Here is a 23,298-nt window from a genome sequence, read left to right on the forward strand (position 1 = left end):
ATGAAGCGCCATATGTTTTTGTTAAAAGGAGGAGGTATACTCGCTCCTTCTATTTGAATTTAATTCATTTTTTCTGTTCAAAAACCCACGATCGACCACTTTTGTCCGATAACCAACCGCATTTGTAAAATCGACTGACTTTCTTTTAGGAAGGTGCTATCCTATACGTATAAAGGAGGCGAACGGTATGTTTTTTCCCATGGCTGTTGCCATGCTGATTGGTGTTGGATTACCGATAGGCTTATTCATTTATTGCTTATTTCGCAGACAATACTTAATACCTTATCTATTAGGGATCATTACCTTTCTTATTAGCCAAATTATGATACGGATACCACTTTTATCTTTATTTAACCAATCATCTGTTGGACTTGATTTACAACTTTTTTATCCTGTTATTTATGCCCTAATCCTTGGAATCAGCGCTAGCCTGTTTGAAGAATATGGCCGATGGTTGATGATGAAATTGCCATTAAAGAATAGATTATCATGGCAGGCGGGTTTTTGGTTTGGATTGGGACATGGTTTGTTGGAGGCCTTTTTAATATTTGGTTTACCGATTTTAACGACAATTGGTCAGGTAGATAACCTAAATTTATGGCTAGGTAGCTTTGAACGTTTCTTTGCCATTTTACTTCATATCAGTCTTTCCATTTTAGTTATGTATAGTGTGGCGACTAAAAAATATCGCTACTTCATCATCGCATTGCTTGCTCACGCATTAGTCGATATAGCGGTGGGAATTTTCCCAATGATTTTTTCTCAACCGATATTGTTTATTGAAGGATTCTTATTAATCATAAGCTTGCTGCTCTTTTTGCTCAGCTTAAAATTGAAAAAAACATGGGAGGGGATACAATGAAAATGAAAAAAAACAGTTTCCTTATTCTTGTCTTCAGTATTATATTTGGCTTAGCCGCCTGTAACGGTAATTCCGCAGACGAACAAACGAGTGAAGCCTTGACAGAACGCACTGAACAAGTTGTGGATCTACTAAATAACCAAGAGTATTCTGAGATGGTAGAGTACTTTGATGAAACGATGGCCGCACAACTACCAGCAGAAGTGATTGAAAATGAACTCGAACCCATTATAAATGAATCCGGCAACTTTGAAGAATTTGAAAAATCGTCTGTAGAAGAAAGAGATGGCGGATATACTGTTACCTTAGTTGCAAAATATAGTGAAACGAAAAGAGTTTATACTGTGAGTTATAATATGGATGATCAAATATCAGGTTTCTTTATTAAATAAGATAATAGTAAATCGGAAGTCATAAAGATGCTTTTATGACTTCCAATATCATTAAATAATGGCTGATAAGATTGCTCATACCCATGAAAAGGAGGCTTTGCTATGGCAAAGGTGATGATAAAAGAAAAGAATCTTCATATTCAGTTGAAAGGAATCAGAAAATTATTGGCTTTTAAGCGTCAAATCCTTATCCCATTAGAACATGTATCAGAAGTTACAGAAAATCCTGATGTTTTTAAACATCCCCCTAAAATTTTAGAAAAAAGATTAGGAACCAATTTCTATGGTCTTTATATGGGGGGATGGTTTAAACAAAAAGGTGAAAGAGTCTTCTGGGATGTACGTCAACCTAAAAATGCAATCGTCATCAGTTTGAAAAACGAACGCTTCAAATCTTTAGTCATTGATGTCGATCATCCTGAAGAGACGGTTAGAGAAATTAGAAAACACCTTAACTAAACATATAGGAGCTAGTCAATCCATTTAAAAAATATATTGCAACGTTTGAGAAATGTAAAAGTATACATTTTTATCTAACATCTTCATACCTTAATTGTTGTAATTTCCACTTGATGATCATTAAGCCTAGAAGAATAAAAAATAGGAGGAACAAATAGTGCTTTGCTATAAAACTGTCTGAGCTGAGTATTTTCATGCCATGGGTTGCTGGAAAAATCAATCCCAGGTATGCTAAGGACTTAGGCAGCATCTCGCTTGGAAACATGATCCCTGAGAGCATCATGGAAGGTAAAAATATAATCTGTGAATACAGGGTTAGCTGAGATGAACTCTTTGCCAATAGACCTACTATATTTCCAATCAACAATGTCGCCAACAAAAATAAGAAAAATCCACTTAGATAAACCCACATATTTACTGGTTTTACAGCATCAAAAACCAATGGAGATAAAATAAAAATAATGACACTTACCACTATTAAATTCACCAAACCTGATAGGATATTTGACACGACAATAGCCCCCATAGGGATACCTGCAGACTTCAATGATTTTCGAATATCATTTTTAAAATACTCTAAAATAGAGCCTGGGGTTCCGAACAAAGCCCCCATGGTAATAGAAAAGATCGTCATAGATGCAATAATGGTTTGTTTTGATTCTGGCATTATGGTTGTAAATACTGCCCCCATAATCCCAAAGAAGAGTAAGGGAATGAGGTAATAAGCAATCAAAATCTCTGTACTTTTTATATCTAGCTTTGTTTTTAAATACAAGGTATACAGGGCTGCTTTCATTTTGCATTCTTCTCCTTTGCAATTTCAATATATCTTTCTTCTAAACTAGGCTTATCAATCGATAAGTCCAACAGTTGATAATGATTGGTTTTAATATATTGAAGCAGTTCCATTAGCCCCTGCAACAGATTATCTGTTGTAAAATGAACATAGCCATTCGTTTTTTCTTGTAACTGAACATGGCTAAATGGAATTTTAGCCAATTCTTTATCTAAACGAAGCTTAATAATGGTTTCCCTTCTTACATCTAAGACAATATCGCTAGGTGATGCAATTTTCCGAATCCTTCCTTCAACTAAAATAGCCACCCGATCACATAATGCTTCAACTTCAGCCATATCGTGGGAAGCAAGAATAATGGTTACGCCTTTTTGCTTTAATTTTCTAATTTCTTTATGTAATGAGACTCGTGCTTCAACATCCAATCCTGCCGTCGGTTCATCTAGAAAAAGGATTTTAGGATCGTGGGCTAAGGCTAGGGCCAAGTGTAACTTTCGTTTCTGTCCTGTTGACATCGCTTTATAAGGCTTGCGATCTATTTCTTCTAATTCAAAAGTATCTAGTAAATCATATCGAGGAGCCACGCCATTCCATAGACAGAATAAGTTCATCGCATCTTTAGCACAGATATGATTAGGCAGAGAAGAAGATTGCAATTGAATACCGACAACCCCTTTTTTTACAACTTCATCTGGGTCCAGTCCCATTAATTTAATTTCACCATTATCATATTTCCTTAATCCTTCCATGCATTCGAGAATTGTCGTTTTTCCAGCTCCATTCGGCCCTAGTAGGGCAAAGATTTCGTTTTCTTTAATTTCAAAACTAACCTTTTTTAATACTTCTTTATCACCATAATGCTTGGTTACTTCTCTTACCTCAATCATAGCTAACCTCCTCATTTAAACTTTAAGAAATGTGTCCTTGCTCACATGCGTTGCCCAAATCTTTCTATTTAATCTAGGCTTAAAAAAATCCAGCTTAACGATAGCTCTTTATCGTACAGGGAGTAGCCAAGGACTCATCCCAACGAAAAGACTTACATGACCCACATCATGTCGGACTAACCCCCACTGATTGAACATTTACCTTATGTAAAGGTTTTTCTTATAAATAAGTATATCATAGCTTTTATTATTCATTCCTTCTTTATTGTATCAATGCTGTTTATTGTGGTCGTTGAAGAGATCAGTTAAAAACAACAAATCATTCGCACGATATTTTCAATAAATATAAACCATTCGCATCCCCCTTATTTTAATGCAGGATGCGAATGGTTTTTGTAGTGAAGAAGAGCAGAGCCATGTGTGAGTCTATTCCTTGATTCTATTTTATTTTATCAATGGGTTACTTTTACATGAAATCAAAAAAATACCGGATCACATGAAAAAATATGGGAGCTGTATAAGTTAGACTATCGATTCGACTCAAATAACGACCTTTTAATTTCTCCCATTTCTCCTGATCATCTATCAGCAAATCTCTTTTTAATACAGAGCATGTTAAACTTCCAACAAAACCTGTCACACTAATGAGTATACCAGATATAACCCCAAATAGTGGTGTCAACGGGGTCAAGTATGGAAAAATCAAATAAGAAATACAAGTCGTTATGACTAAGCCCACGATGAATCCTTCCCATGAGATGTAAGCATTTGCGGTTGGAACAATTTTTCGTTTGCCGATATACGCCGTAGTTAGGTACTGGATAACATCATTAATCTGTGTCAAAACAACCAGATATAACATTAAGTTACCACCAAAGGTCGGATTTGCAATTGGAAAGTAAGCCAAATGACTTAATCCAAATACCATTAACATAAGGCCCCATTGTGTAAAGCTGACAGATTTCAGAAAGCCGACCGTACCCTTGCCAATAATTCTTGGAAGGGGCAAGAATAAGAAGACATAGATAGGAATAAAAACAATAAACATGCCATACCAGCCAATATAAATCCAATAAAAATGTAGTGGAATCGTCAAGTAAGACCATAAGAATATTCGCCTGTCAGACTTTCTCGTTTTTATCATCGAAAAATATTCTCTTAAAGAGACTAATGATAGAATCATAATCGCAATCAATGAAACAGTTGTATTGAATAATGTAGCAAAACAAAAGATAACAAACATTCCCCACCATGTATTCACACGGTATTGAATAATAGAGAGATCTTTTTCAGGCTGCCATTTTTTCATGATGAAGAAGCTAATCGTTACTAATGTCATAATCGAAAAAACAGTTAATAGCAGCCAGACTGAATCTTGCACAGAAATATCACCCCAATAACTCGTAAAATATCATTTATTTATTTTACTGCAAATACGTTATAATATAAAGGGAAAGTAAGGCTTTATTAAAATACTAAAGTCAAAACAAGTGATTATAAAGAAAATTTAGGTGATTGATTTGGAAGAAAAACAATATGTCTACATCATGTTATCTGATACTGGGACCTTATTTACAACCATGATAAAAGCTTACACAAAAGCCCCCTATAATCATGCATCGCTTGCTTTTGATCAGGAGTTAAATGAGATGTATAGTTTTGGGCGAAGAAATCCCAAGAATCCATTACATGGTGGATTTGTGAAAGAGAATATTCGGACAGGCACGTACAGTAGATATCCAGAAACAACTTGTGTTATCTATCGCTTAAAGGTATCTGAGCGTGAGAAGCAAAAAATGAAACGGATTTTAGAAGTATTTATTAAAAAACATAATAAATTTTTATACAATATCCTTGGTGTGATATGGGTTTCTCTGAAAGAACCAATTGAATTCAGCAATTCCTATTTTTGTTCACAATTTGTAGCCGATATTCTGAATCGTTCTGGGATTTACCTCTGGGACAAACTTCCGATCATGGTCACACCGGAGGATTTTAGAAAAAGTAAATGTTTAGAATTACTGTATGAAGGGAAACTAGCAAACTATCTAAAGCCAAACGATGGAGAATGATAGAGGCTATTAGGCATTGCTGTCAGATCGCTTGTGAAAAAACAATGAGAGTTTAAATTTTAAAAGGCTGGCAGATACTATTTTAATATTTTCCAGCCTTTTGTATTCTCTCTGGATGATTATTTTCGTATAGCAACCAGCCTTAACCATCCATTGAAATCTCAATAAAAGCACTTAGAAAATTTACTTTCCGTTATATTGCACAACATTTAAGAGTAAAATAATTAGAAAATTCTAAACGATAACTATTAGGGGATTCTCTTTAATGATATGTTGAACTACTCCACCTTGGCTTCTATGCCTGAAAATGGGGATTCCTGTGAACACCAGTGCAACCACCAGTTATTTTAGCAGGCTCTATCCGTAGTCCCTACGGTGAAAGTTTGACTGCTTTATACGACGGGTTCACCACACACCCTACTTTAGCTTGGTTTTCGCAACTTCAGTGTGTGGACCGGGTCGTGCTTGGATATTTTAGGTGACAAAGTATTTCTTGTCACAACCCTATATATCCAGTTTTCAAAGAACATTTCGTATAAAGATATTATACCATGCGAACAGGTGTTTTTCTACAAAAAAGACGATTTATCTCCACCCTAGCTTACGCTTGAGGATGGGTCTTCTCGTCCAAAATGATAAAGAACAGAGAGAAGGGTAACCAAATGATAAAAAGAATCAATGTGTTTCTCTGTATATTCTTATTAGGTTTATGTTTTTCCAGTACACTTTTGGCAAATGAAAATACAACACCATCAGGTATTCCGATTGAAGGTTTAGAAGAATTTGTAGACAGCTATGCAGAAGAGTACATAGGAGATACCGTAGCTGGTGCCGCAGTTATTGCTATTAAAGACAATCAAATTGTCTTATCCAAAGCCTATGGTTATGCTGATATAGACAATCAAATACCGATGGATCCAGATACAACAGTGCTGGAGTGGGGTTCAATTACAAAATTATTTGTTTGGGTCTCTGCTATGCAGCTCGCTGAACAAGGTGAACTGGATTTAGAAGAAGATATACGCGCCTATTTACCAGATGATTTTCTGACTAAGTTAAATTTTGATGAACCCATTACTATTCTTAATTTAATGCATCATAATGCAGGGTTTGAAGAATATATTTTTGATTTATTGTTTGACTCTCCAGAACAGTTGGTTTCTTTAGAGGAATCCTTAAGATTAACAGAGCCCGAACAGGTCTATAAACCTGGTGAAGTGGTTGCTTATTCCAATTATTCTACTTCCCTAGCGGCTTATATTATTGAAGAAATGACTGGACAGCCTTTTTATGAATATGTCGATGAGCATATTTTTACAGAATTAGGGATGACTCATTCTACCATGCATCTACCTGTTGAGGATAATCAAGAAATTATGCTTGATAAGGGAAAAGGGTATTTATCTGGAGAGAATGGTCAATTTACGGAATCTCAGCCTTTCTATATTTCTATGTATCCGAGTGGAGGAATCAATGGAACAGCAACAGATTTGGCGAAGTTTGCCCAGGCTTTGATATCACCTGAATCAGAAGATACTTCCTTATTTCAAGAAAGCCAAACACAATCTGAGTTACTTTCAACAAGTTATTCTCCTGAAGGGGATGTTCCGGGGCTTGCACATGGTTTCTGGGAATATGATGGTGAATACAGAGGATTAACACATGCAGGGAATACAGTTGCTTATTCTAGTAATATGCAGATTGTACCGGAAGATAATTTTGCCATTATCGTTTTGACCAATCAAGCTGATGAAACAGATCTTTCATATGGACTGATAGATGAATTGGTTGGAAGAGGCGATCAAACAGTACAAGAAAATCTTCCGCCAGCTTCTGCTGTGGAAGGATCCTATCTAACGGCACGCCGTACATACAATGGTTTTATGAATCTTTATGCTTATTTAGCTCCATTGGATGTCCAATCGATTAATGATAATGAAATTGAATTAGACTTAGCAGGTTTTAAAGCGACTTATCTGCAAACAAGTCCATATGTATATAAACTGAAAAACGGAAATGATATTTTTATACCAAACAATGTCATGTACTTTCATGTAGATGATGGAGAAGCAGAGCAAATTTCAACGATGTATGCTGATTATGTACCTATGGATAAAAGCAAACCTTTCCTCTTCATCAGTTTAGCTCTGTTCATTTGGTCCATGGTGTATTTTCTAATTTCTCCATTTGTGTTAATGGTGACGGCATTTTTACGAAAGAGAAGAGGACAAAGAGCAACAATCGTTACAAGGTGGAATTGGGTATTGACGCTATCAGGAACAGCATTGGCCGTTAATCTAGCGATATTAGTTATCCGCATGTTATCTAATCCTATGCGGACCTATTCAGAGTTACTTCCTCACTTTATCGGAAACTATTGTTTAACGGGGATTAGTTTTATTTCTATGATTATGCTTCTCGTGTACTGGAAAAAAACGCGGACATCTAAAATACAGAAATTCGGCTACCTACTAACCTGTATCAGTAGCATTTTATTTATTATTTGGTTAATCGTCTGGCAATTTTATTCTTAATTGAATTAAAGTAATTAAACCAGATAAAACGATCTTAATAGCCCTAACGGAGTCTCTTTATGAAAAGCTTCTTCCCTTTAGGGCTATTTTGTCATGGTGCCGTATTATTTCATGTTTATATATCAGTTAAAATACGGTCTGAGTCGTGCCTTTAAAGTTAAAAAAGTTTTAACTTGAGCTGACAGTCACTCATTCCAGGAAAAACAGTGCCACCACACTATTCTAGGAAAAAATAGTCGCTGTAACAGTCAGTAGGTGATATCAGCTAGACAACTAAAATAACAGGGTAAAAAAACAATATATTTTATCAGAAAAAGCTTTTTTTGGTTTGGAGAAGCTAAAAAGATATAAATCGTTCGGAAAGTGAATTCACTGAATAGAAAAGGGGCTGTTTATTTTAAAAAAGATCAGGGAATATAAAAAGAACTGTTAAATAATTCAATGCCATACTCAGACTGAAAATAGATAATTTCTATATACTAGAACAGTTATGGCACTGTTCAAAAAGGATAGAGTAGGGGGATTAAAAGGTTTTCCTGAACATAACCCGATCAATTCAATTTCTTAATATTTGTATTAATTATGATCTTTTAAAGCATAACGATTGTTGTTCTAATCTTTTTTTAAGGATATGGATAAAGTAAATTATATATTTTTTCTTAATCATTTCTTGTTTTAAAATTTAAGTATGGACAGAACATTAAAGTGAATAATACAGGCAATAAGCTTTTTAATCTTTCTCTAAAAAAATAACTTTAACGGGCATTTGGACACCTAATTTTAAGGAGGAAGTTAGTATAAAAGTTGGTTATCATGCTTGTCCTAGATACAAGGTTTATAAAAATTTAGATGCGGATGATTTAGACCATTTGAATATCACTTTAACGAAACTTGGTATTGATTTTAAAACACAGTCTAATCATGAAAATGCTACTGATATAAAAAAGGAACCTATTTTAAAAAATTGCATAAGATCTAGCAAATAACTTGAAATCATAAATAAATCCATGTATAGTTTAATTCGTATTATTTCTATAGGAATTATTATAAATTACTAAAGGAGGTCAATATCCAAATGGATAATTGGTTTATTGTATTAAATGTTTTTATTTTATTAGCTCTAATTGGATTACTTATTTATATGCAGAAAAAACACGTAGCTTTTTCCAAACGTGTATTTTCTGGAATGGGACTGGGGATTCTCCTAGGAATTATGTTGCAAGTCGCTTATGGCGAAGGATCTGACGTCGTTACTGGAACCCTTGATTGGTACGGTATTGTCGGAAGCGGCTATGTAAGGTTCTTGATGCTTATTGTTGTTCCGCTCGTTATGGTTTCCATTATTCGGGCGATTATCAATCTGAATGAAACCAAACAGCTTGGCAAAATGACAGCATGGATTATTGGGATGCTCATTTCTACCACGTTAATTGCCGCTGCTGTCGGGATAGGATCTTCACTTTTATTTGATTTAAATGCAGAACAGATTGAAGCAGGCCAGGAAGAAACAGAACGCGGTATTTCAATGGAAGAAAGTTTCGCCTCCATGGAAGAAGAGACGACACCGCAGCGTATTATCAACTTTATCCCAAATAATATCTTTTTAGATATGACGGGGGAAAGGTCTACATCCGTTATTGCTGTCGTTATTTTCTCTGTACTCGTCGGAATTGCAACGCTAGGTGTGCGGCGTAAACAGACGGAACAGGCAGAATTATTTACCAAAATGGTTAATGCCGTTTTTGCTATTGTAATGAGGCTGGTAACTTTAATTCTACGTCTAACGCCATTTGGAGTTTTGGCATTGATGACAAATATGGTTGCCAGTACAAACTTTGCTGGAATTATCCAACTAGGTAAATTTGTTATAGCTTCTTATGTGGCACTGATTGCTATGTTTATTATTCATATGCTGATCGTCAGTGGGTTTGGCTTAAATCCAATTACCTTTGTTAAAAAAGCGATTCCTGTCCTTGGATTTGCATTCACATCACGCTCCAGTGCAGGTGCCATACCATTGAATGTGGCGACACAGAAAAATGCCTTGGGTGTAGAAGATGGTGCAGCGAATATGTCCGCCTCATTTGGGGCAACCATGGGGCAAAACGCTTGTGCAGGTATTTATCCAGCCATGTTAGCAGTGATGATAGCACCAACAGTCGATATCGATCCATTATCAATTGCATTCATTGTGCAACTGGTTTTGATTACAGCAATCAGTTCCTTTGGTGTAGCCGGTGTTGGTGGGGGAGCAACTTTTGCAGCAATTATTGTTCTCTCTTCTATGGGCTTGCCAATCGCCTTAGCAGGCTTGCTGATTACAGTAGAACCGCTAATTGATATGGGGCGTACCGCAATCAATGTTAATGGAAGTATGCTATCAGGTACGGTATCATCTAAAGCACTCGGCACATTAGATGAGTCCATCTATTCTGATAAAAATGCCGTTGTAGAAAACAGTGGTATTTAATTTAAAGCTAGCTAAAACAGTTGTGTTCAACATGAGCACAACTGTTTTTTATTATGCTTATTATCTCATCTACATTCGGAAATGAACCACTTTACATACATTAGAATTTTTAAAGCAAATTAGACATTCAAATAGTGATAGGTTAATGATACTGGAAAAGAGATAAGATATATCAAGCAATATCTCTTTTTCAGTGTATGACTGACGCTCGTCTTACTTTATATCAAGCACAAACTCTTATGAATATTTTTAACTTCTTTGCTAAAAATAAATCTAACTACCATTGTTAGGAGATGAATCTATATGAGTGAACGTGAAAAAAATAAAAAAGAAAAGCAATTAGAATCTCATATTAGAGATACTAGGAATCAAGAGATGATATCCAATGAAGGGAAAAAGATTGTCGATGATGAAAATTCACTGACAGCTGGTGATCGTGGACCAACCTTAATCGAAGACTTTCTGGCTAGAGAAAAGTTGGCGCATTTTGATCGTGAGCGAATACCCGAACGGGTTGTTCATGCGCGAGGGTATGGTGCCTATGGCGATTTTGAATTGTATCAATCAATGAGTGATGTAACGATGGCAGACTTTTTACAAGACCCCTCCAAAAAAACACCGCTCTTTGTGAGATTCTCACAAGTTATTGGTTCAAAAGGTTGTAATGAAACGGTTCGAGATGTACGAGGATTTTCAATTAAGTTTTACACAGATGACGGAAATTTTGATCTTGTTGCGATAAACATGCCTGTTTTTTTCATTCAAGATGCGATTAAATTCCCTGATTTAATTCACTCTGTTAAACCAGAACCCGATAATGAATACCCTCAGGGGCAAACGGCACACGATACTTTTTGGGATTTTATGGGAAGCAACCATGAGACCACCCATATGGCGATGTGGATTATGTCCGATCGAGCCATTCCTAAAAATTACCGGACAATGGAGGGTTTCGGTGTCCACACCTATCGCTTTGTAAATAAAGATGGAGTTGCCCATTTTATCAAGCTTCATGTCAAACCTGTACTAGGTGTTCATCCCTTAATTTGGGATGAAGCGCAAAAGCTTGGAGAAGATGCTGATTTTCACCGCAGAGATCTTTGGACAAATATCAAAATGGGAAATTATCCAGAATATGAGCTTGCCGTACAGATTATCAAGGAAGACCAAGAGTTTATGTTTGATTTCGATATTCTAGACCCAACTAAGTTGTGGCCTGAGGAAGACGTTCCACTTCAAAAAGTAGGGAAGATAACATTGAACAAAACAGTCGATAATGCCTTTTCAGAAACAGAACAAAGTGCCTTTCATCCAGGGAATATTGTTCGTGGCATTGATTACTCCAATGATCCGTTGCTGCAAGGACGATTATTTTCATATACCGACACACAACAGGCACGAATTGGTGCCAATTATCAACAGCTTCCGATCAATAAGCCGATTGTTCCTGTTTATAACAACCAGAGAGATGGGAATTCACGCCATGTGATTGATCGTGGAAAAGTCTCTTATCACAGAAATTTATTAGCAGACAATACGCCATCAGAAGTTCCTGTGGACAAGGGGGGCTTTGTGACTTATCCTTCAAGTGTCGAGGGATTGAAAAAGCGTAAAACAGCTTCATCGTTCAAAGATCATTATTCACAAGCTAGACTCTTCTGGAACAGCATGACACCAGTCGAACGAGAGCATATTATTGGCGCCTATAGTTTTGAATTAGGAAGATGTCTACACGTACCTGTACGCCAGCAAATGGTTGATCGCTTAGCAAGGGTCAGTAAAGAACTTGCTGAACCTGTTGCCAAAAATGTTGGGGTTACCGTACCAGACGTAGAAGAATCAACAGTTACAAAATCTTCACCCGCTATCAGTTTGATGAATACAACGTTTGTGGCAGATACACTGAAGGTTGCTGTTTTTCTTGCTGAAGGTTTTCCTGGAAGTGAAGTAGAAGCCCTTCTAAAACAGTTGAAAGAGGCGAAGATACATCCGGTTATTGTTAGTGGCAGCCTAGGTGAAGTTAAGGGGAGCGATGGGATCACTTATCAGGTGGACCAAAGTTTTCTAACAGGATCTCCATTGAGTTATGAAGCTGCCTATCTTGTTGGTGGTACCGAAGTGGATGATTATTTTCATCACCAAGCCCGTACCTTTATTATGAATATGTACAATCATTTCAAACCGATAGGCGCTAGAAAAGAGAGTAGTCACTTACTGAAGGAAATGGGAATTGAAGGAATGCCAGGCGTTATTATCGATATAGACCCACACTTCGGACAAACATTTATCGACACAATGGCTAAGCAACGCTTTTGGGAACGACCAAGTTATCTTTATCATGTTTAAGGTAAAATAAGTCTGACTCTGGTTGATTTGTATAAGAACGGTTCATTTTTTCAGTCAAACCAAGAGATGATGGAATAGAATGCATCTTGATAATAATCAACCAGATCATTTTTTACTATTTTCGAAGGATTCAAGTGACGAAAAGTCAGTCTCGTTTTTTGCCAATTAAAAGTCTGATTATCGACTAAAAGTTCGGTGTCAGGCTTTTTTATTTAATGATTAAAATGAGAAAAGCACAGACAAAAGAACATACGTTTGCTATAATGGTTCTAGAACAACTCCTTGGTCCAGTCCTCTATTCTAATCAAAGGATGTGTGCTTATGTTAGCCACCATGTCACCCACTTCTTATGCCATTCCACCAAAGATCAATCACCACGTTGCCGAAGATCAAGATTCTTATCAGGGAAGAAAGAAGAAACGCCTATTTAGTCAGCTAGCCGACCGAGAGCTAATGGATTTGAAGATAGACTATGCCTTTAAGCAGCTGTTTGACAATGAACAGAACAAGAACATCACGCGTGCTTTCTTAAACGGCTTTCTCCACCAATCAGGTCGAGCACCAGCCAAAGAGATTATCTTTAAAAATGTAGAGATCGGTGGTGAATATGAATATGATAAGGAATCGCGAATGGATCTGTTGATTGAAACGGAGAATCAAGAAAAGATCAACATAGAAATTCAGTTCACAAATCAGTATAATATGATTAAGCGAACCTTATATTATTGGGCTAGACTTTATAGTCAACCTCTAGCCAAAGCACAGGATTATAGTACTTTAACTTATCTAAGCAGAAGTCGCCCATTCTCTACAGGTGGGTGATGAATGCCGTTCGGTATGAGGGTTACCGTTGGTAACTCGAAAACCGACATGTAAGGGTTATGGCCTTTTTATTTTGTTCTATGTTATAATCAGTCTATATAAGAAATGAGTTGATATAACAATGGAATTAGATACTAATAATCATTCAGTATTTCTCCTATATTACCATCTTGTGCTGGTAACTAAATACCGTAGACAAGTGATTGATGATGAAATATCTGAATTTGCTAAAAATACTTTTGAACGTATTTCAGAAACATATCAAATTACATTAGTTGAGTGGAATCATGAGAAAGACCATGTTCACATCATGTTCAAGGCACAACCCAAAACAGAGCTGACAAAATTCATCAATGCTTATAAAAGTGCTAGTTCACGATTGATAAAACGTGATTATCCAAGAGTAAAACAATTTCTTTGGAAAGAAATGTTTTGGTCTAAAAGCTTTTGTCTTATGACAACTGGTGGCGCACCAATCGATGTCATCAAAAAGTATATTCAGAATCAGGGCAATAACCATAAATAGAGAGTAGGTGACCTTTATGGAACGATTAAAAGCATATAAATTTAGAATTTATCCAACAGAAGAACAAGAAATTTTCTTTGCTAAATCTTTTGGTTGTGTCCGTAAGGTCTACAATCTAATGCTCAATGACCGAATGAAAAGTTATGAAGAAACCAAAAACGATTCTTCTAAAAAAATGAGATTTCCAACACCTGCTCAATACAAGAAAGACTTTCCGTTTTTGAAGGAAGTAGATAGCCTTGCTTTAGCGAATGCGCAACTCAATTTGGATAAGGCGTATAAAAATTTTTTTCGTGATAAATCCGTCGGATTTCCTCGCTTCAAAAGCAAGAAAAATCCTGTTCAAAGCTATACAACCAACAATCAAAATGGAACAGTAGCTTTGATTGATAATAAATTTATCAAAATTCCTAAGTTGAAATCTCTAGTCAAAATTAAGCTTCATAGACAACCTAAAGGTCTTATCAAATCTGCTACAATATCCCGTCATTCAAGCGGTAAATACTACATTTCCTTGTTGTGTAAAGAAGAAGTTGTCGAGTTGCCTAAAACCAACTCTGCTATTGGAATTGACTTAGGTATTACTGATTTTGCCATTCTTTCTGACGATCAAAAGATTGATAACAATAAATTCACATCAAAAATGGAAAAGAAACTAAAACGTGAACAACGTAAGTTGTCAAGACGTGCATTAGTAGCTAAAAAGAAAGGTACTAATCTATTTGAAGCTAAAAACTACCAAAAGCAGAAACGTAAAGTGGCTCGTTTGCACGAAAAAGTAATGAATCAACGTAACGACTTTCTAAATAAGTTGAGTACAGAAATTATCAAAAATCACGATATTATCTGTATTGAAGACCTAAATACAAAAGGCATGTTGCGTAACCATAAATTAGCTAAAAGTATTTCTGATGTATCGTGGTCTAACTTTGTGGCGAAACTACAATACAAAGCTGACTGGTATGGACGTGAAATTATCAAAATTGATAAATGGTTTCCGTCTAGTCAAATCTGTTCAGAATGCGGACACAAAGACGGCAAGAAACCGCTCGAAATTCGAGAATGGACTTGCCCAATTTGTCATACTATCCATGACCGAGACATCAATGCAAGTATCAATATTCTGACCGAAGGTCTGAGAATAAAAGAATTAGCTTAGATTAGATAAAAACAAAAACCGTAGGAACTATGGGGATAGCTTGGTAAACAAGAGAAACCGCTGCGAATAAAGACATACGCTTGCAAGTAAGCTCTGTTCCCAAGAAGCTCCCACTTCAAGCGTTAAGAACCGTAAGGTTTAGCTAAGTGGTGAGTAGTTCACAATCCGTCATCACGATCAACATTATGAACTTCAATCTTTTTCGAGATCTTCCAGCTTATCACACGGTCTATCAGCTGATCGAACGCCAGTATCAGCGACCCTTGACGGATACGATGGAATGTCATTTTGTTGAAATCCCCAAACTGCTTAAGGCTTGGAAGCAGGACGAACTCAATCCGAAAGAAGACGTGTTGACCCGTTGGTTATTGTTGTTAGGCACAGTAGATACCGAACAGAATCAATTTCATGACTCAATTTATCAAGAATTGGAGGAGCTTGCCATGAGAGATGAAATCTTAAGTGAGGCAATGGAAAACTGGAATGAATTAAGTCATACCGAAGAGCAACGCCTGGCCTATGAAGCCCGTCTGAAACAAGTCTTAGATAAACAAGCCCGTCAATATCGGGAAGAAGAGCGCAAACGATTAGAGGAAGAATTGGCCAGAGGTCAGCAAGAGCTGAGTAAAGGTCAACAAGAGTTGAGTAAAGAGCAGCAAGAGTTAAGTAAAAAGCGGGCAGAGCTGGATAAAAATCGAGAAAACCTAAGTAAAGAACAAGAAAGTTTAAATAAAGATCAAGAAAATCTAAGTAAAGATCAAGAAAATCTAAAGAGATATCAAGAAAGCCTAAAACGAGAAAAAGCAGAATTAAAACAAAAGCAATCAGGACTAGAACGAGACCAATCATCAATAGAACAAGAACAAGTGACCTTAGAACAAAAGCAATCAGAAATAGAGAGAGATCAGCAAGCATTAAACCAAGGAAAAATGGAATTAGCCCACGAAAAGGCAGAGCTAACAAAAGAGAGAGAAAAGTTAGCAAACACTAAAAAGGAAATCGTGCGTCAATTAATCAAGCAAGGTTTGGAAGCCTCTATGATTATGGAAAGTACAGGACTTTCAGCGGCTGAATTAGCGGTCATAAAAAAAGAGACAGAACTTGAATAAGTACCCGGACTAATCGTTAGTTTAATAACTCAAACATAAAAGGCGTTTCTAGTAAAAGAGGTGTCTTTTTTTATCAAGTGGAAGAGCGTGATCATATAGAATATCGATCTCTCTCATAACTGTAAATTATTTAAAGAACAAATGAAAATAATTAAAGTTCTAAATATTTTAGCTTCAATGGGCATAGTTTGTGTTATAACATTATTAGGACTGCTGATTTTAGTTAATTAAAGCAAGAATAAGTAGATAATAAGAAAATCATCAAAGAAAAGCTTGATACAATATGACTCTGCTGGAGATGAGAAGAATGATGGATTTAAAGATCAAGAATATCGATGAAAATCTAGCTAAACAAATTTTAGGATGGAGATATGACAAACCTTATGATTTTTATAATAATCCAGTAAATGATGATGGAATGAAAGAAATGCTTGACGGTTCCTATCGAGTTTTATTTGATAAAAAAGGAGAAGTGTTTGGTTTCTTTTGTACTGGAAAAGCAGCTCGCATACCAATTGGCCATCAGCACGGTGTTTACAAGGAGAATGGTATAGATATCGGTCTTGGAATGAATCCTGATCAGGTAGGAAAAGGAATGGGTTATGATTTTTGTCGTTTTATTATCAAATACATAGAGAAACAGAACGAAGGCGTTCCGATCAGACTCTCTGTCGCAGCCTTTAATAAAAGAGCCATCCATTTATACGAAAAGATAGGTTTTGTCAAGACAGCTTCTTTCACCACAGACTCGGCAGATTTTTTGACCATGATTAAGGAATGATAATGACCTGATCTTGCTAGGACGAAAACCCCTAGCCGAGCGAAACAAAATAAGAGAAATGCTCCATTCAATAGTAAAATCACCATTAAAAATTCAAGATCACTCCATTGTGCTTTCATGATTTAATCACTATATGAAAGGGTTATTGAAAAAAGAAGGGGATAGATTATGTTAAAAGCAGCTTTAATGATCATCTTATTTTATCTAATTAATTTTGTGTCATGGGATTTGATGGTAGATTATCAGATGGTTTCACCAGAGTGGGCGTCTTTAATTGTTTATACTGTCTTGTTTGTGGTGAGTTTAGGATTATACGGACGTCATCTATGGGATGAAAGAGATAGATTTAAGAAAAAAATAGATACGTGGTGGAAGTTTTTCTTAGAACTATTGATTTTATCTTTTCTAGGTGCTGCTTTAACTTTGCTTGCTTTTCATTTAACGAGTCATTCGGGACAGCCGACTAATCAGGAGAATTTAAGCAATATGGTCGATTCTTTGCCAGTCATTTTTAGTTTGGTTATGGTGACTATATTGGGTCCCGTTATTGAAGAGTTGACTTTTAGACAATCGATAGTTGGCGTTATGTCCCGTTCTAAAACATTATGGACGGTTGTCTCAATCATTATATCAGTGGTTGCTTTTGATATGATTCATGTTGTTGAGCTTCACGAATTCTGGCATTATTTACCGATGTCTGTTTTATTAGTATTCTTTTATATAAGATATGAACGGAACGTTTGGGCGTCGATAGCTTTTCATATTTTCTATAACTTATCTGGCTACTTGTTATTAGCGTTAGGCGTTTTATTTGCTTAACCTACGAATGAAATGGAATAGGTAATAGGAAGGCACTTCAAAATTGAGGGACCTTTTTCACCTGATTTCTGGGAGACAGATACTCTATTTACAAATTCAAGTTGAACAGCCAAAATTCTTTTACCAAATAGAAGGTTATGAAAAAGAAATGAATATTATGGTAATATTGAAGTGTGGGATTTGCGAATGGATGTATGCTGGGTTATTGAATTATACTAAATGAAGGTTTTTCTGATGGAAATGCCAACACATATCATTGCGGTAGGCGGTATCGTGGAAGATGGAGAAGGAAATATATTATTAGTTAAAACGCATCACGGAGGTTGGGTCTTTCCTGGTGGGCAAGTTGAGGTAGGGGAGAACTTGATGGACGCTTTAGCTAGAGAAGTGAAAGAGGAAAGTGGTATAGACATACAAATATCAAACTTGATCGGCGTTTATTCTAATACGGGAATTCATAAATGGTATGATGGTGTAACTGACGTGCCGACTAAACTCATGTTAGATTATATTTGTGATCCAGTTGGAGGAGAGTTGTCTACCTCAGATGAAACATCGGAAGTCCAATGGGTAAAAAAAGAAAAAGTGTTAGATTTGATTTCAGCACCAGCTATTCGCACGAGATATAAAGCGTATTTGGATTTTTTAGGGGAAATAAAATATATGGAGTACGTTACTCATCCGGAATTTGCATTACAACAAGATAGAACCATTTAGTGACCTATTTTAAAAGCAGCAGGTATTCGAGTATGAATATATAGCTGTTTCCAATTGTTATTCCTTTTCTTTGTTGAAAGGCATGCCTTATACATATAGTCAAAAAAAGACAAATCTTATTCGTTGACAACATACCTATACGGGTATAATATATAACCTATAAGCTCATTATGATAAAGGAGTGTTTTTCATGAATCAAATCACACTGTATACCACAAGTACTTGCCCATACTGCACGATGATGAAGAATTTTTTGTTGGAGAAGGGACTTTCTTTTAATGAAGTCAATGTTCAACAAGATCCAATCGCTGCGGAACGCTTGGTAAATACAACAGGGGAGATGGGTGTTCCTCAAACTGAAGTAAACGGGCAATGGGTATTAGGTTTTGATCCAGAAAAAATCATCCAGTTGCTAAAATAAAATAGATCGTCGGCCGAAATCAAAAAAGAGTGTTTCTTCAATGCTTGAAATAAGCAAACAGATTGAAGGGATACTCTTTTTTTATCTGGTTGAAATTATAGTCAATCGAAGCCCCGTTTATTGTATGAACTTATCCTCGAAACTCGAAAGCCGTTTTACTCGCTTCACTTATAATTATTCAACTTTCTCAGTAAGATTTTTGGAACAAATCTAGCTTGCCTAAGAGTAAACTTACTTTTAAGTATAAGACTTGACTTTGTAGATAGATCATTTCAACTGACAATAAAATATCATACTTTCGTTTTAGATCCGCAGGTGAGATATGTTCCGCTTTCCTATGGGCGAGGAGGCGTACAGGACGTTGGTCATGCAAATGTTTTCGGTGGGGCGAGTAATCGCAGTCCCAGGCGTTGTCACAGGACGTGACGAAGTTAGCCTGCCTTGAGCTAACTTTGACAAGCCAAAACCACTTGTCAAAGTGGATCTCAAGCTCACGCTACTCCCACGGGAGTCTGCACATATCTCACCTGCTGAATAGCAGTATTTATCGCTGATTGATTTACTGGCTGACCGATAAAAAGATTACGTCATGTGACGTTGGTACAAAAACACAGCGTAAGAAAACCGTTTATTTTTATGGTGTAACCCATCTTATCTTTCTGAAGTGAGAAGAAAGTTTTACGGAGGGCTTATAATAAAAGTAACTTCCACTTTTGATTTTACTTGGTTGGACTTACTTATTCAGTAAGAACGACCTGTTTGAGTGGAGATAAGCAATGGGTGAGACTCCTCGAAAATACAAGTCAATTTTCTTCGTGCGATGTATCGCTGTCGAGGTTTTCCTTGTTCTGCGGGAATAGGATGAGCTGAAGATCCACTTGAGGAGTGGTTTTTGCTCCTCAAGTTAGCTGAAGCCAGCCCCGCGAAAAGCGAACCCATTGCTTTTCGGAACGAAATAGCTTTCTATATGTGTAAGAACATCGAACCCAGACCTCCGTGTACAAGTAAAGTCAATAGGGTTATTGCATGACGGGTCTCTCGAACACAGTCAAAGGTGAATGACTAATTTTAGTGTGCGAAAGTTGAGTAATTATTTATCAATTAAGCCGAAAAAAATTAACTAGATTAGCATGTTCTGAAACATTGAAACATTTATTCTTAATAGCACTATTTTTATTGGATTTTAAAGAGTATACATAGCCATTTTGATTGAAGTGTAGATTATCCATCTTAGTATTTTTAGTATTTAATGAAAAGAAGGGAGAATCATAATGAGTCTTATTGAAACGGATACCCTGTTATTGACGGGAATTATTTTGGCGCTTGGTGCAGGAGCACTGTCATTCCTATCTCCTTGTGTGTTACCCATTTTTCCTGCTTATATGTCTTACATTACTGGCATTAGTGTTAAAGATTTGCAAGGAAATCATAATCTCAAAATTCGCAGTCAATTATTGAGTCATTCCTTTTTCTTTTTGCTCGGTGTATCTTTCGTATTTATCAGTCTAGGAGCCGGTGCTTCTTTTTTGGGACAAGCGCTACAAAAATTATTGGTTGGAAATACAGGATTATTTATTCAAAGAATGGCAGGAGTTTTTATTGTGATCATGGGGTTATTTGTTATAGGTTGGCTGAAGATACCATCACTAATGAAAGAAAGACGATTGCATTATACCAAAAAACCAGCCGGATTTATTGGTACTTTCTTTGTTGGATTAGGTTTTGCAGCTGGCTGGACACCTTGTATCGGTCCCATCTTTGGTTCCATATTACTGCTTGCTACTACACAGCCTGGACAAGGCCTATTTTACACTCTTTTTTATATCATCGGTTTTGTTTTACCTTTCATTACACTAACTTTTTTCCTTGGGTCAACGAAATGGCTGGCGAAACATAGTGGAACCATCATAAAGGCTGGGGGCTTATTAATGATTGTCATGGGACTTGTTCTATTTTTCGGTTTAATGCCACGAATTTCCTTACTTTTACTTGATGTCATACAGGATACATGGCTGTCGCGATTAGGATAAAGGTTCTGAAGGATCAGGTCATAAAAAATACGATTTTCATAATAGTATAGGATAATATGGTAACATTTACTATAAAATCAGACCTTAACGAGTTGGGAGGTGTTCTGATGAAAAGAATTTTAATAGTCACTGTTTTACTAGGGATGTTTAGTTGGTCGATATATGAATTCGCTTTTCAGTCAGACGGAGGGCAAAGAGACGACAACTTGATGGAAGGCATGGAACAAGATGACATGAAAAGTGACCAAACCTTGCATGAAAATGGACAAGAAAATGTTACGGTTGAACAGACAGTAGGTTTGGAGGTTGGCAATCGTGCACCAGACTTTCAGTTAATAACACTTGACGGAGAAGAAGTCACGTTATCAGATTATCGTGGCAGTAAAGTCATGCTTAATTTCTGGGCTACTTGGTGCCCACCCTGTCGAGCAGAAATGCCTGATATGGAGGAATTCTATCAAAAGACAGATGTTGAGATTTTGGCGATAAATTTAACGGAAGCAGAGTCCCATCTTGATCAAGTCCAACCATTCGTCGATGAATATCAATTAACGTTTCCAATATTATTGGATGAAGAATTAGAAGTAGCCATGGTTTATGACATACAACCCATTCCCACTTCCTTTATGATTGATTCAGCAGGCATTATCCAGTTCAAGACTTTCGGTCCATTGACCTACGATCAGATGGTGCAAGCGCTAAAAGATATCGATTAATATCATTAACGACTGCAAAAAGCCAATCCTGCTATGTGATTGGCTTTTTGACAAGATCATTACTTATAACGGGATTAAACCCATGCACCTTTTCTAAAGACTGGCACACGACTACCATCTTCTTTGATACCATCAATATCCATTTGATTAGAGCCAATCATGAAATCTACGTGTGTTGTTGAGCGATTAAGACCCGCTTCTTTTAACTCTTCTTCTGTCATGTCTGTTCCGCCAATCAAATTAAATGCATAAGCAGAACCTAGCGCTAGGTGATTCGAAGCATTTTCATCAAATAAAGTATTGAAGAAAGTCAAGCCAGATTGGGAAATTGGTGAGGCATCAGGAACTAATGCGACCTCTCCTAAGCGAGAAGCACCTTCATCCTGTTGGACTAATTTTTGAATCACTTCTTCTCCTTTTTCAGCCGTTACTTGGGTCACTTTCCCATTTTCAAAATGGAATTCCATCCCTTCAATGACTGAACCAGCATAGCTTAATGGTTTGGTTGAAACAACAACTCCATCTACCCGATTAGCGTCTGGGGCAGTAAATACTTCTTCTGTTGGCATATTGGCTATAAAACGTTCACCACGAGCATTAAAACTTCCAGCTCCTTCCCAACGATGATTTTTCGGCAAGCCAACCGTTAAGTCAGTGCCTGGAGCCGTGTAATGTAATGCTGTAAATTGTTCTTTATTTAATGACTCAGCTTTGGTTTCAAGCGTTTTACCTTTTTGCTCCCATGTGTGAATCGGTTCATCATCATAAAGGTGAACCGATTTGAAAATAGCATCCCATAATGCATCCGTTTGTTCTTCAGTTGAATGTAATTCAGGAAAGACTTTAGCTGCCCATGCTTGACTAGCAGCTGCCGTTACCACCCAAGAGATTTTGTTTGCTTGAGTTGCTTGTGCCATTGGTTTGAATGCTTCACCAGCTGCTTTTTGAGTAGCGGCAATCTTTTCACCATCTAACCCTTTTAAAGCATCGGGATCACTTGAAACAACATTGATCCGACTAGCTCCTTCTTCAACGATGTAGTTCATTTCTTTGATGCGATAATCAGGAATATCTGTTAATGTTTCAGTTGATTGATGTTCAAACCCAAGTCTTGAAACCTGATCATCAGCCCATTTGAGAATAACACGTTTTGCACCTTTTTCATAAGCTGCTTCCGTTATTTTACGAGCTAATGGAGCTTGGTCAACATCAATGGTTAGCACAACTGTATGTCCTTCTTGAACATTAACACCAGCAGAAACAATTAATTCAGCATATTTTTGTAATAATTGATCAAAATTTTCTAAAACCATATGGGGCCTCCTTGTTCATTTGTTATACTGTTTCATAGTAGCACAGTCATTTGGGAATAACAATTTG

21 protein-coding genes are annotated in these 23,298 nt (G+C 36.6%); 17 read left to right on the forward strand and 4 right to left on the reverse strand.

Annotated elements, in window-relative coordinates; all coding sequences use genetic code 11:
- Nucleotides 1–187: 187 nt before the first annotated feature.
- The 3 genes from ACS127_RS13700 (at nt 188) to ACS127_RS13710 (ending at nt 1,713) form a co-directional block, all read left to right on the forward strand.
- Nucleotides 188–862: a YhfC family glutamic-type intramembrane protease gene (locus ACS127_RS13700; RefSeq protein ID WP_440895596.1), complete on the forward strand. Its 675-nt coding sequence runs from the start codon at nt 188–190 to the stop codon at nt 860–862.
- A gap of 2 nt (nt 863–864) precedes the next feature.
- The gene (locus ACS127_RS13705) at nt 865–1,254 is read left to right on the forward strand and encodes a DUF3887 domain-containing protein (RefSeq protein WP_440895597.1); all 390 of its coding nucleotides are present in this window, start codon (nt 865–867) and stop codon (nt 1,252–1,254) included.
- A gap of 102 nt (nt 1,255–1,356) precedes the next feature.
- A complete protein-coding gene (locus ACS127_RS13710) occupies nt 1,357–1,713 on the forward strand; it encodes a hypothetical protein (protein WP_440895598.1) in 357 nt (118 codons plus the stop codon).
- 70 nt (nt 1,714–1,783) lie between these two features.
- Here the strand turns inward: ACS127_RS13710 and ACS127_RS13715 are convergent, their stop codons facing one another.
- From ACS127_RS13715 to ACS127_RS13725, 3 genes are all read right to left on the reverse strand, one after another.
- Entirely contained in the window at nt 1,784–2,509 is a 726-nt protein-coding gene (locus ACS127_RS13715) for an ABC transporter permease (RefSeq protein ID WP_440895599.1), read from the reverse strand.
- The gene (locus ACS127_RS13720) at nt 2,506–3,396 is read right to left on the reverse strand and encodes an ABC transporter ATP-binding protein (protein WP_440895600.1); all 891 of its coding nucleotides are present in this window, start codon (nt 3,394–3,396) and stop codon (nt 2,506–2,508) included. The genes ACS127_RS13715 and ACS127_RS13720 overlap by 4 nt, the downstream gene beginning before the upstream one ends.
- Before the next feature lie 466 nt (nt 3,397–3,862).
- Nucleotides 3,863–4,777, reverse strand: coding sequence for a phosphatidate cytidylyltransferase (locus tag ACS127_RS13725; RefSeq protein WP_440895601.1), 915 nt, complete (start codon nt 4,775–4,777; stop codon nt 3,863–3,865).
- A gap of 139 nt (nt 4,778–4,916) precedes the next feature.
- Here ACS127_RS13725 and ACS127_RS13730 point away from each other — a divergent pair, with 139 nt between their 5' ends.
- The 14 genes from ACS127_RS13730 to ACS127_RS13795 all read left to right on the forward strand — a co-directional run bounded on the left by ACS127_RS13730 (nt 4,917) and on the right by ACS127_RS13795 (nt 21,918).
- The gene (locus tag ACS127_RS13730) at nt 4,917–5,468 is read left to right on the forward strand and encodes a hypothetical protein (RefSeq protein ID WP_440895602.1); all 552 of its coding nucleotides are present in this window, start codon (nt 4,917–4,919) and stop codon (nt 5,466–5,468) included.
- A gap of 662 nt (nt 5,469–6,130) precedes the next feature.
- Nucleotides 6,131–8,002 carry a serine hydrolase gene (locus ACS127_RS13735; protein WP_440895603.1) on the forward strand — a complete coding sequence of 624 codons (1,872 nt, stop codon included), beginning with the start codon at nt 6,131–6,133 and terminating at the stop codon, nt 8,000–8,002.
- A gap of 1,075 nt (nt 8,003–9,077) precedes the next feature.
- Nucleotides 9,078–10,472: an L-cystine transporter gene (locus ACS127_RS13740; RefSeq protein WP_440895604.1), complete on the forward strand. Its 1,395-nt coding sequence runs from the start codon at nt 9,078–9,080 to the stop codon at nt 10,470–10,472.
- Between the two features lie 303 nt (nt 10,473–10,775).
- Nucleotides 10,776–12,818, forward strand: coding sequence for a catalase (locus tag ACS127_RS13745; protein ID WP_440895605.1), 2,043 nt, complete (start codon nt 10,776–10,778; stop codon nt 12,816–12,818).
- A 321-nt stretch (nt 12,819–13,139) separates the two neighbouring features.
- Nucleotides 13,140–13,640 (forward strand): Rpn family recombination-promoting nuclease/putative transposase, encoded by a 501-nt coding sequence (locus tag ACS127_RS13750; protein ID WP_440895606.1) that lies wholly within the window; start codon nt 13,140–13,142, stop codon nt 13,638–13,640.
- 121 nt (nt 13,641–13,761) lie between these two features.
- Nucleotides 13,762–14,166: an IS200/IS605 family transposase gene (gene tnpA, locus ACS127_RS13755; protein WP_440895450.1), complete on the forward strand. Its 405-nt coding sequence runs from the start codon at nt 13,762–13,764 to the stop codon at nt 14,164–14,166.
- Between the two features lie 16 nt (nt 14,167–14,182).
- Nucleotides 14,183–15,325: an IS200/IS605 family element RNA-guided endonuclease TnpB gene (gene tnpB / locus ACS127_RS13760; protein WP_440895607.1), complete on the forward strand. Its 1,143-nt coding sequence runs from the start codon at nt 14,183–14,185 to the stop codon at nt 15,323–15,325.
- 149 nt (nt 15,326–15,474) lie between these two features.
- A complete protein-coding gene (locus ACS127_RS13765) occupies nt 15,475–16,434 on the forward strand; it encodes a PD-(D/E)XK nuclease family transposase (RefSeq protein ID WP_440895608.1) in 960 nt (319 codons plus the stop codon).
- Nucleotides 16,435–16,741: 307 nt separating this feature from the next.
- Nucleotides 16,742–17,215 carry a GNAT family N-acetyltransferase gene (locus ACS127_RS13770; protein ID WP_440895609.1) on the forward strand — a complete coding sequence of 158 codons (474 nt, stop codon included), beginning with the start codon at nt 16,742–16,744 and terminating at the stop codon, nt 17,213–17,215.
- 168 nt (nt 17,216–17,383) lie between these two features.
- Nucleotides 17,384–18,034 carry a lysostaphin resistance A-like protein gene (locus ACS127_RS13775; protein ID WP_440895610.1) on the forward strand — a complete coding sequence of 217 codons (651 nt, stop codon included), beginning with the start codon at nt 17,384–17,386 and terminating at the stop codon, nt 18,032–18,034.
- A gap of 234 nt (nt 18,035–18,268) precedes the next feature.
- On the forward strand, nt 18,269–18,751 hold the full coding sequence (locus ACS127_RS13780; protein ID WP_440895611.1) for an NUDIX hydrolase: 483 nt from the start codon (nt 18,269–18,271) through the stop codon (nt 18,749–18,751).
- A gap of 190 nt (nt 18,752–18,941) precedes the next feature.
- A complete protein-coding gene (locus tag ACS127_RS13785) occupies nt 18,942–19,172 on the forward strand; it encodes a glutaredoxin family protein (RefSeq protein WP_440895612.1) in 231 nt (76 codons plus the stop codon).
- Between the two features lie 1,271 nt (nt 19,173–20,443).
- Entirely contained in the window at nt 20,444–21,202 is a 759-nt protein-coding gene (locus ACS127_RS13790) for a cytochrome c biogenesis CcdA family protein (RefSeq protein ID WP_440895613.1), read from the forward strand.
- A gap of 107 nt (nt 21,203–21,309) precedes the next feature.
- Nucleotides 21,310–21,918, forward strand: coding sequence for a redoxin domain-containing protein (locus tag ACS127_RS13795; protein ID WP_440895614.1), 609 nt, complete (start codon nt 21,310–21,312; stop codon nt 21,916–21,918).
- Nucleotides 21,919–21,992: 74 nt separating this feature from the next.
- On the opposite strand, the gene ACS127_RS13800 is transcribed toward ACS127_RS13795, so the two are convergent.
- Nucleotides 21,993–23,231, reverse strand: coding sequence for an aminopeptidase (locus ACS127_RS13800; protein WP_440895615.1), 1,239 nt, complete (start codon nt 23,229–23,231; stop codon nt 21,993–21,995).
- Nucleotides 23,232–23,298: the final 67 nt, after the last annotated feature.

Origin of the sequence: Amphibacillus sp. Q70 (assembly GCF_052055485.1) — a bacterium.
Taxonomy (GTDB): domain Bacteria; phylum Bacillota; class Bacilli; order Bacillales; family Amphibacillaceae; genus Amphibacillus.

What these genes read in the sequence shown, in the direction of transcription:
- ACS127_RS13700 (WP_440895596.1), top strand. Translation starts at nt 188, where the DNA reads ATGTTTTTTCCCATGGCTGTTGCCATGCTGATTGGTGTTGGATTACCG.
- ACS127_RS13780 (WP_440895611.1), top strand. Translation starts at nt 18,269, where the DNA reads ATGGAAATGCCAACACATATCATTGCGGTAGGCGGTATCGTGGAAGAT.
- ACS127_RS13750 (WP_440895606.1), top strand. Translation starts at nt 13,140, where the DNA reads ATGTTAGCCACCATGTCACCCACTTCTTATGCCATTCCACCAAAGATC.
- ACS127_RS13710 (WP_440895598.1), top strand. Translation starts at nt 1,357, where the DNA reads ATGGCAAAGGTGATGATAAAAGAAAAGAATCTTCATATTCAGTTGAAA.
- ACS127_RS13720 (WP_440895600.1), bottom strand. Translation starts at nt 3,396, where the DNA reads ATGATTGAGGTAAGAGAAGTAACCAAGCATTATGGTGATAAAGAAGTA.
- ACS127_RS13795 (WP_440895614.1), top strand. Translation starts at nt 21,310, where the DNA reads ATGAAAAGAATTTTAATAGTCACTGTTTTACTAGGGATGTTTAGTTGG.
- ACS127_RS13745 (WP_440895605.1), top strand. Translation starts at nt 10,776, where the DNA reads ATGAGTGAACGTGAAAAAAATAAAAAAGAAAAGCAATTAGAATCTCAT.
- ACS127_RS13705 (WP_440895597.1), top strand. Translation starts at nt 865, where the DNA reads ATGAAAAAAAACAGTTTCCTTATTCTTGTCTTCAGTATTATATTTGGC.
- tnpB (WP_440895607.1), top strand. Translation starts at nt 14,183, where the DNA reads ATGGAACGATTAAAAGCATATAAATTTAGAATTTATCCAACAGAAGAA.
- tnpA (WP_440895450.1), top strand. Translation starts at nt 13,762, where the DNA reads ATGGAATTAGATACTAATAATCATTCAGTATTTCTCCTATATTACCAT.
- ACS127_RS13735 (WP_440895603.1), top strand. Translation starts at nt 6,131, where the DNA reads ATGATAAAAAGAATCAATGTGTTTCTCTGTATATTCTTATTAGGTTTA.
- ACS127_RS13785 (WP_440895612.1), top strand. Translation starts at nt 18,942, where the DNA reads ATGAATCAAATCACACTGTATACCACAAGTACTTGCCCATACTGCACG.
- ACS127_RS13775 (WP_440895610.1), top strand. Translation starts at nt 17,384, where the DNA reads ATGTTAAAAGCAGCTTTAATGATCATCTTATTTTATCTAATTAATTTT.
- ACS127_RS13800 (WP_440895615.1), bottom strand. Translation starts at nt 23,231, where the DNA reads ATGGTTTTAGAAAATTTTGATCAATTATTACAAAAATATGCTGAATTA.
- ACS127_RS13790 (WP_440895613.1), top strand. Translation starts at nt 20,444, where the DNA reads ATGAGTCTTATTGAAACGGATACCCTGTTATTGACGGGAATTATTTTG.
- ACS127_RS13770 (WP_440895609.1), top strand. Translation starts at nt 16,742, where the DNA reads ATGATGGATTTAAAGATCAAGAATATCGATGAAAATCTAGCTAAACAA.
- ACS127_RS13715 (WP_440895599.1), bottom strand. Translation starts at nt 2,509, where the DNA reads ATGAAAGCAGCCCTGTATACCTTGTATTTAAAAACAAAGCTAGATATA.
- ACS127_RS13740 (WP_440895604.1), top strand. Translation starts at nt 9,078, where the DNA reads ATGGATAATTGGTTTATTGTATTAAATGTTTTTATTTTATTAGCTCTA.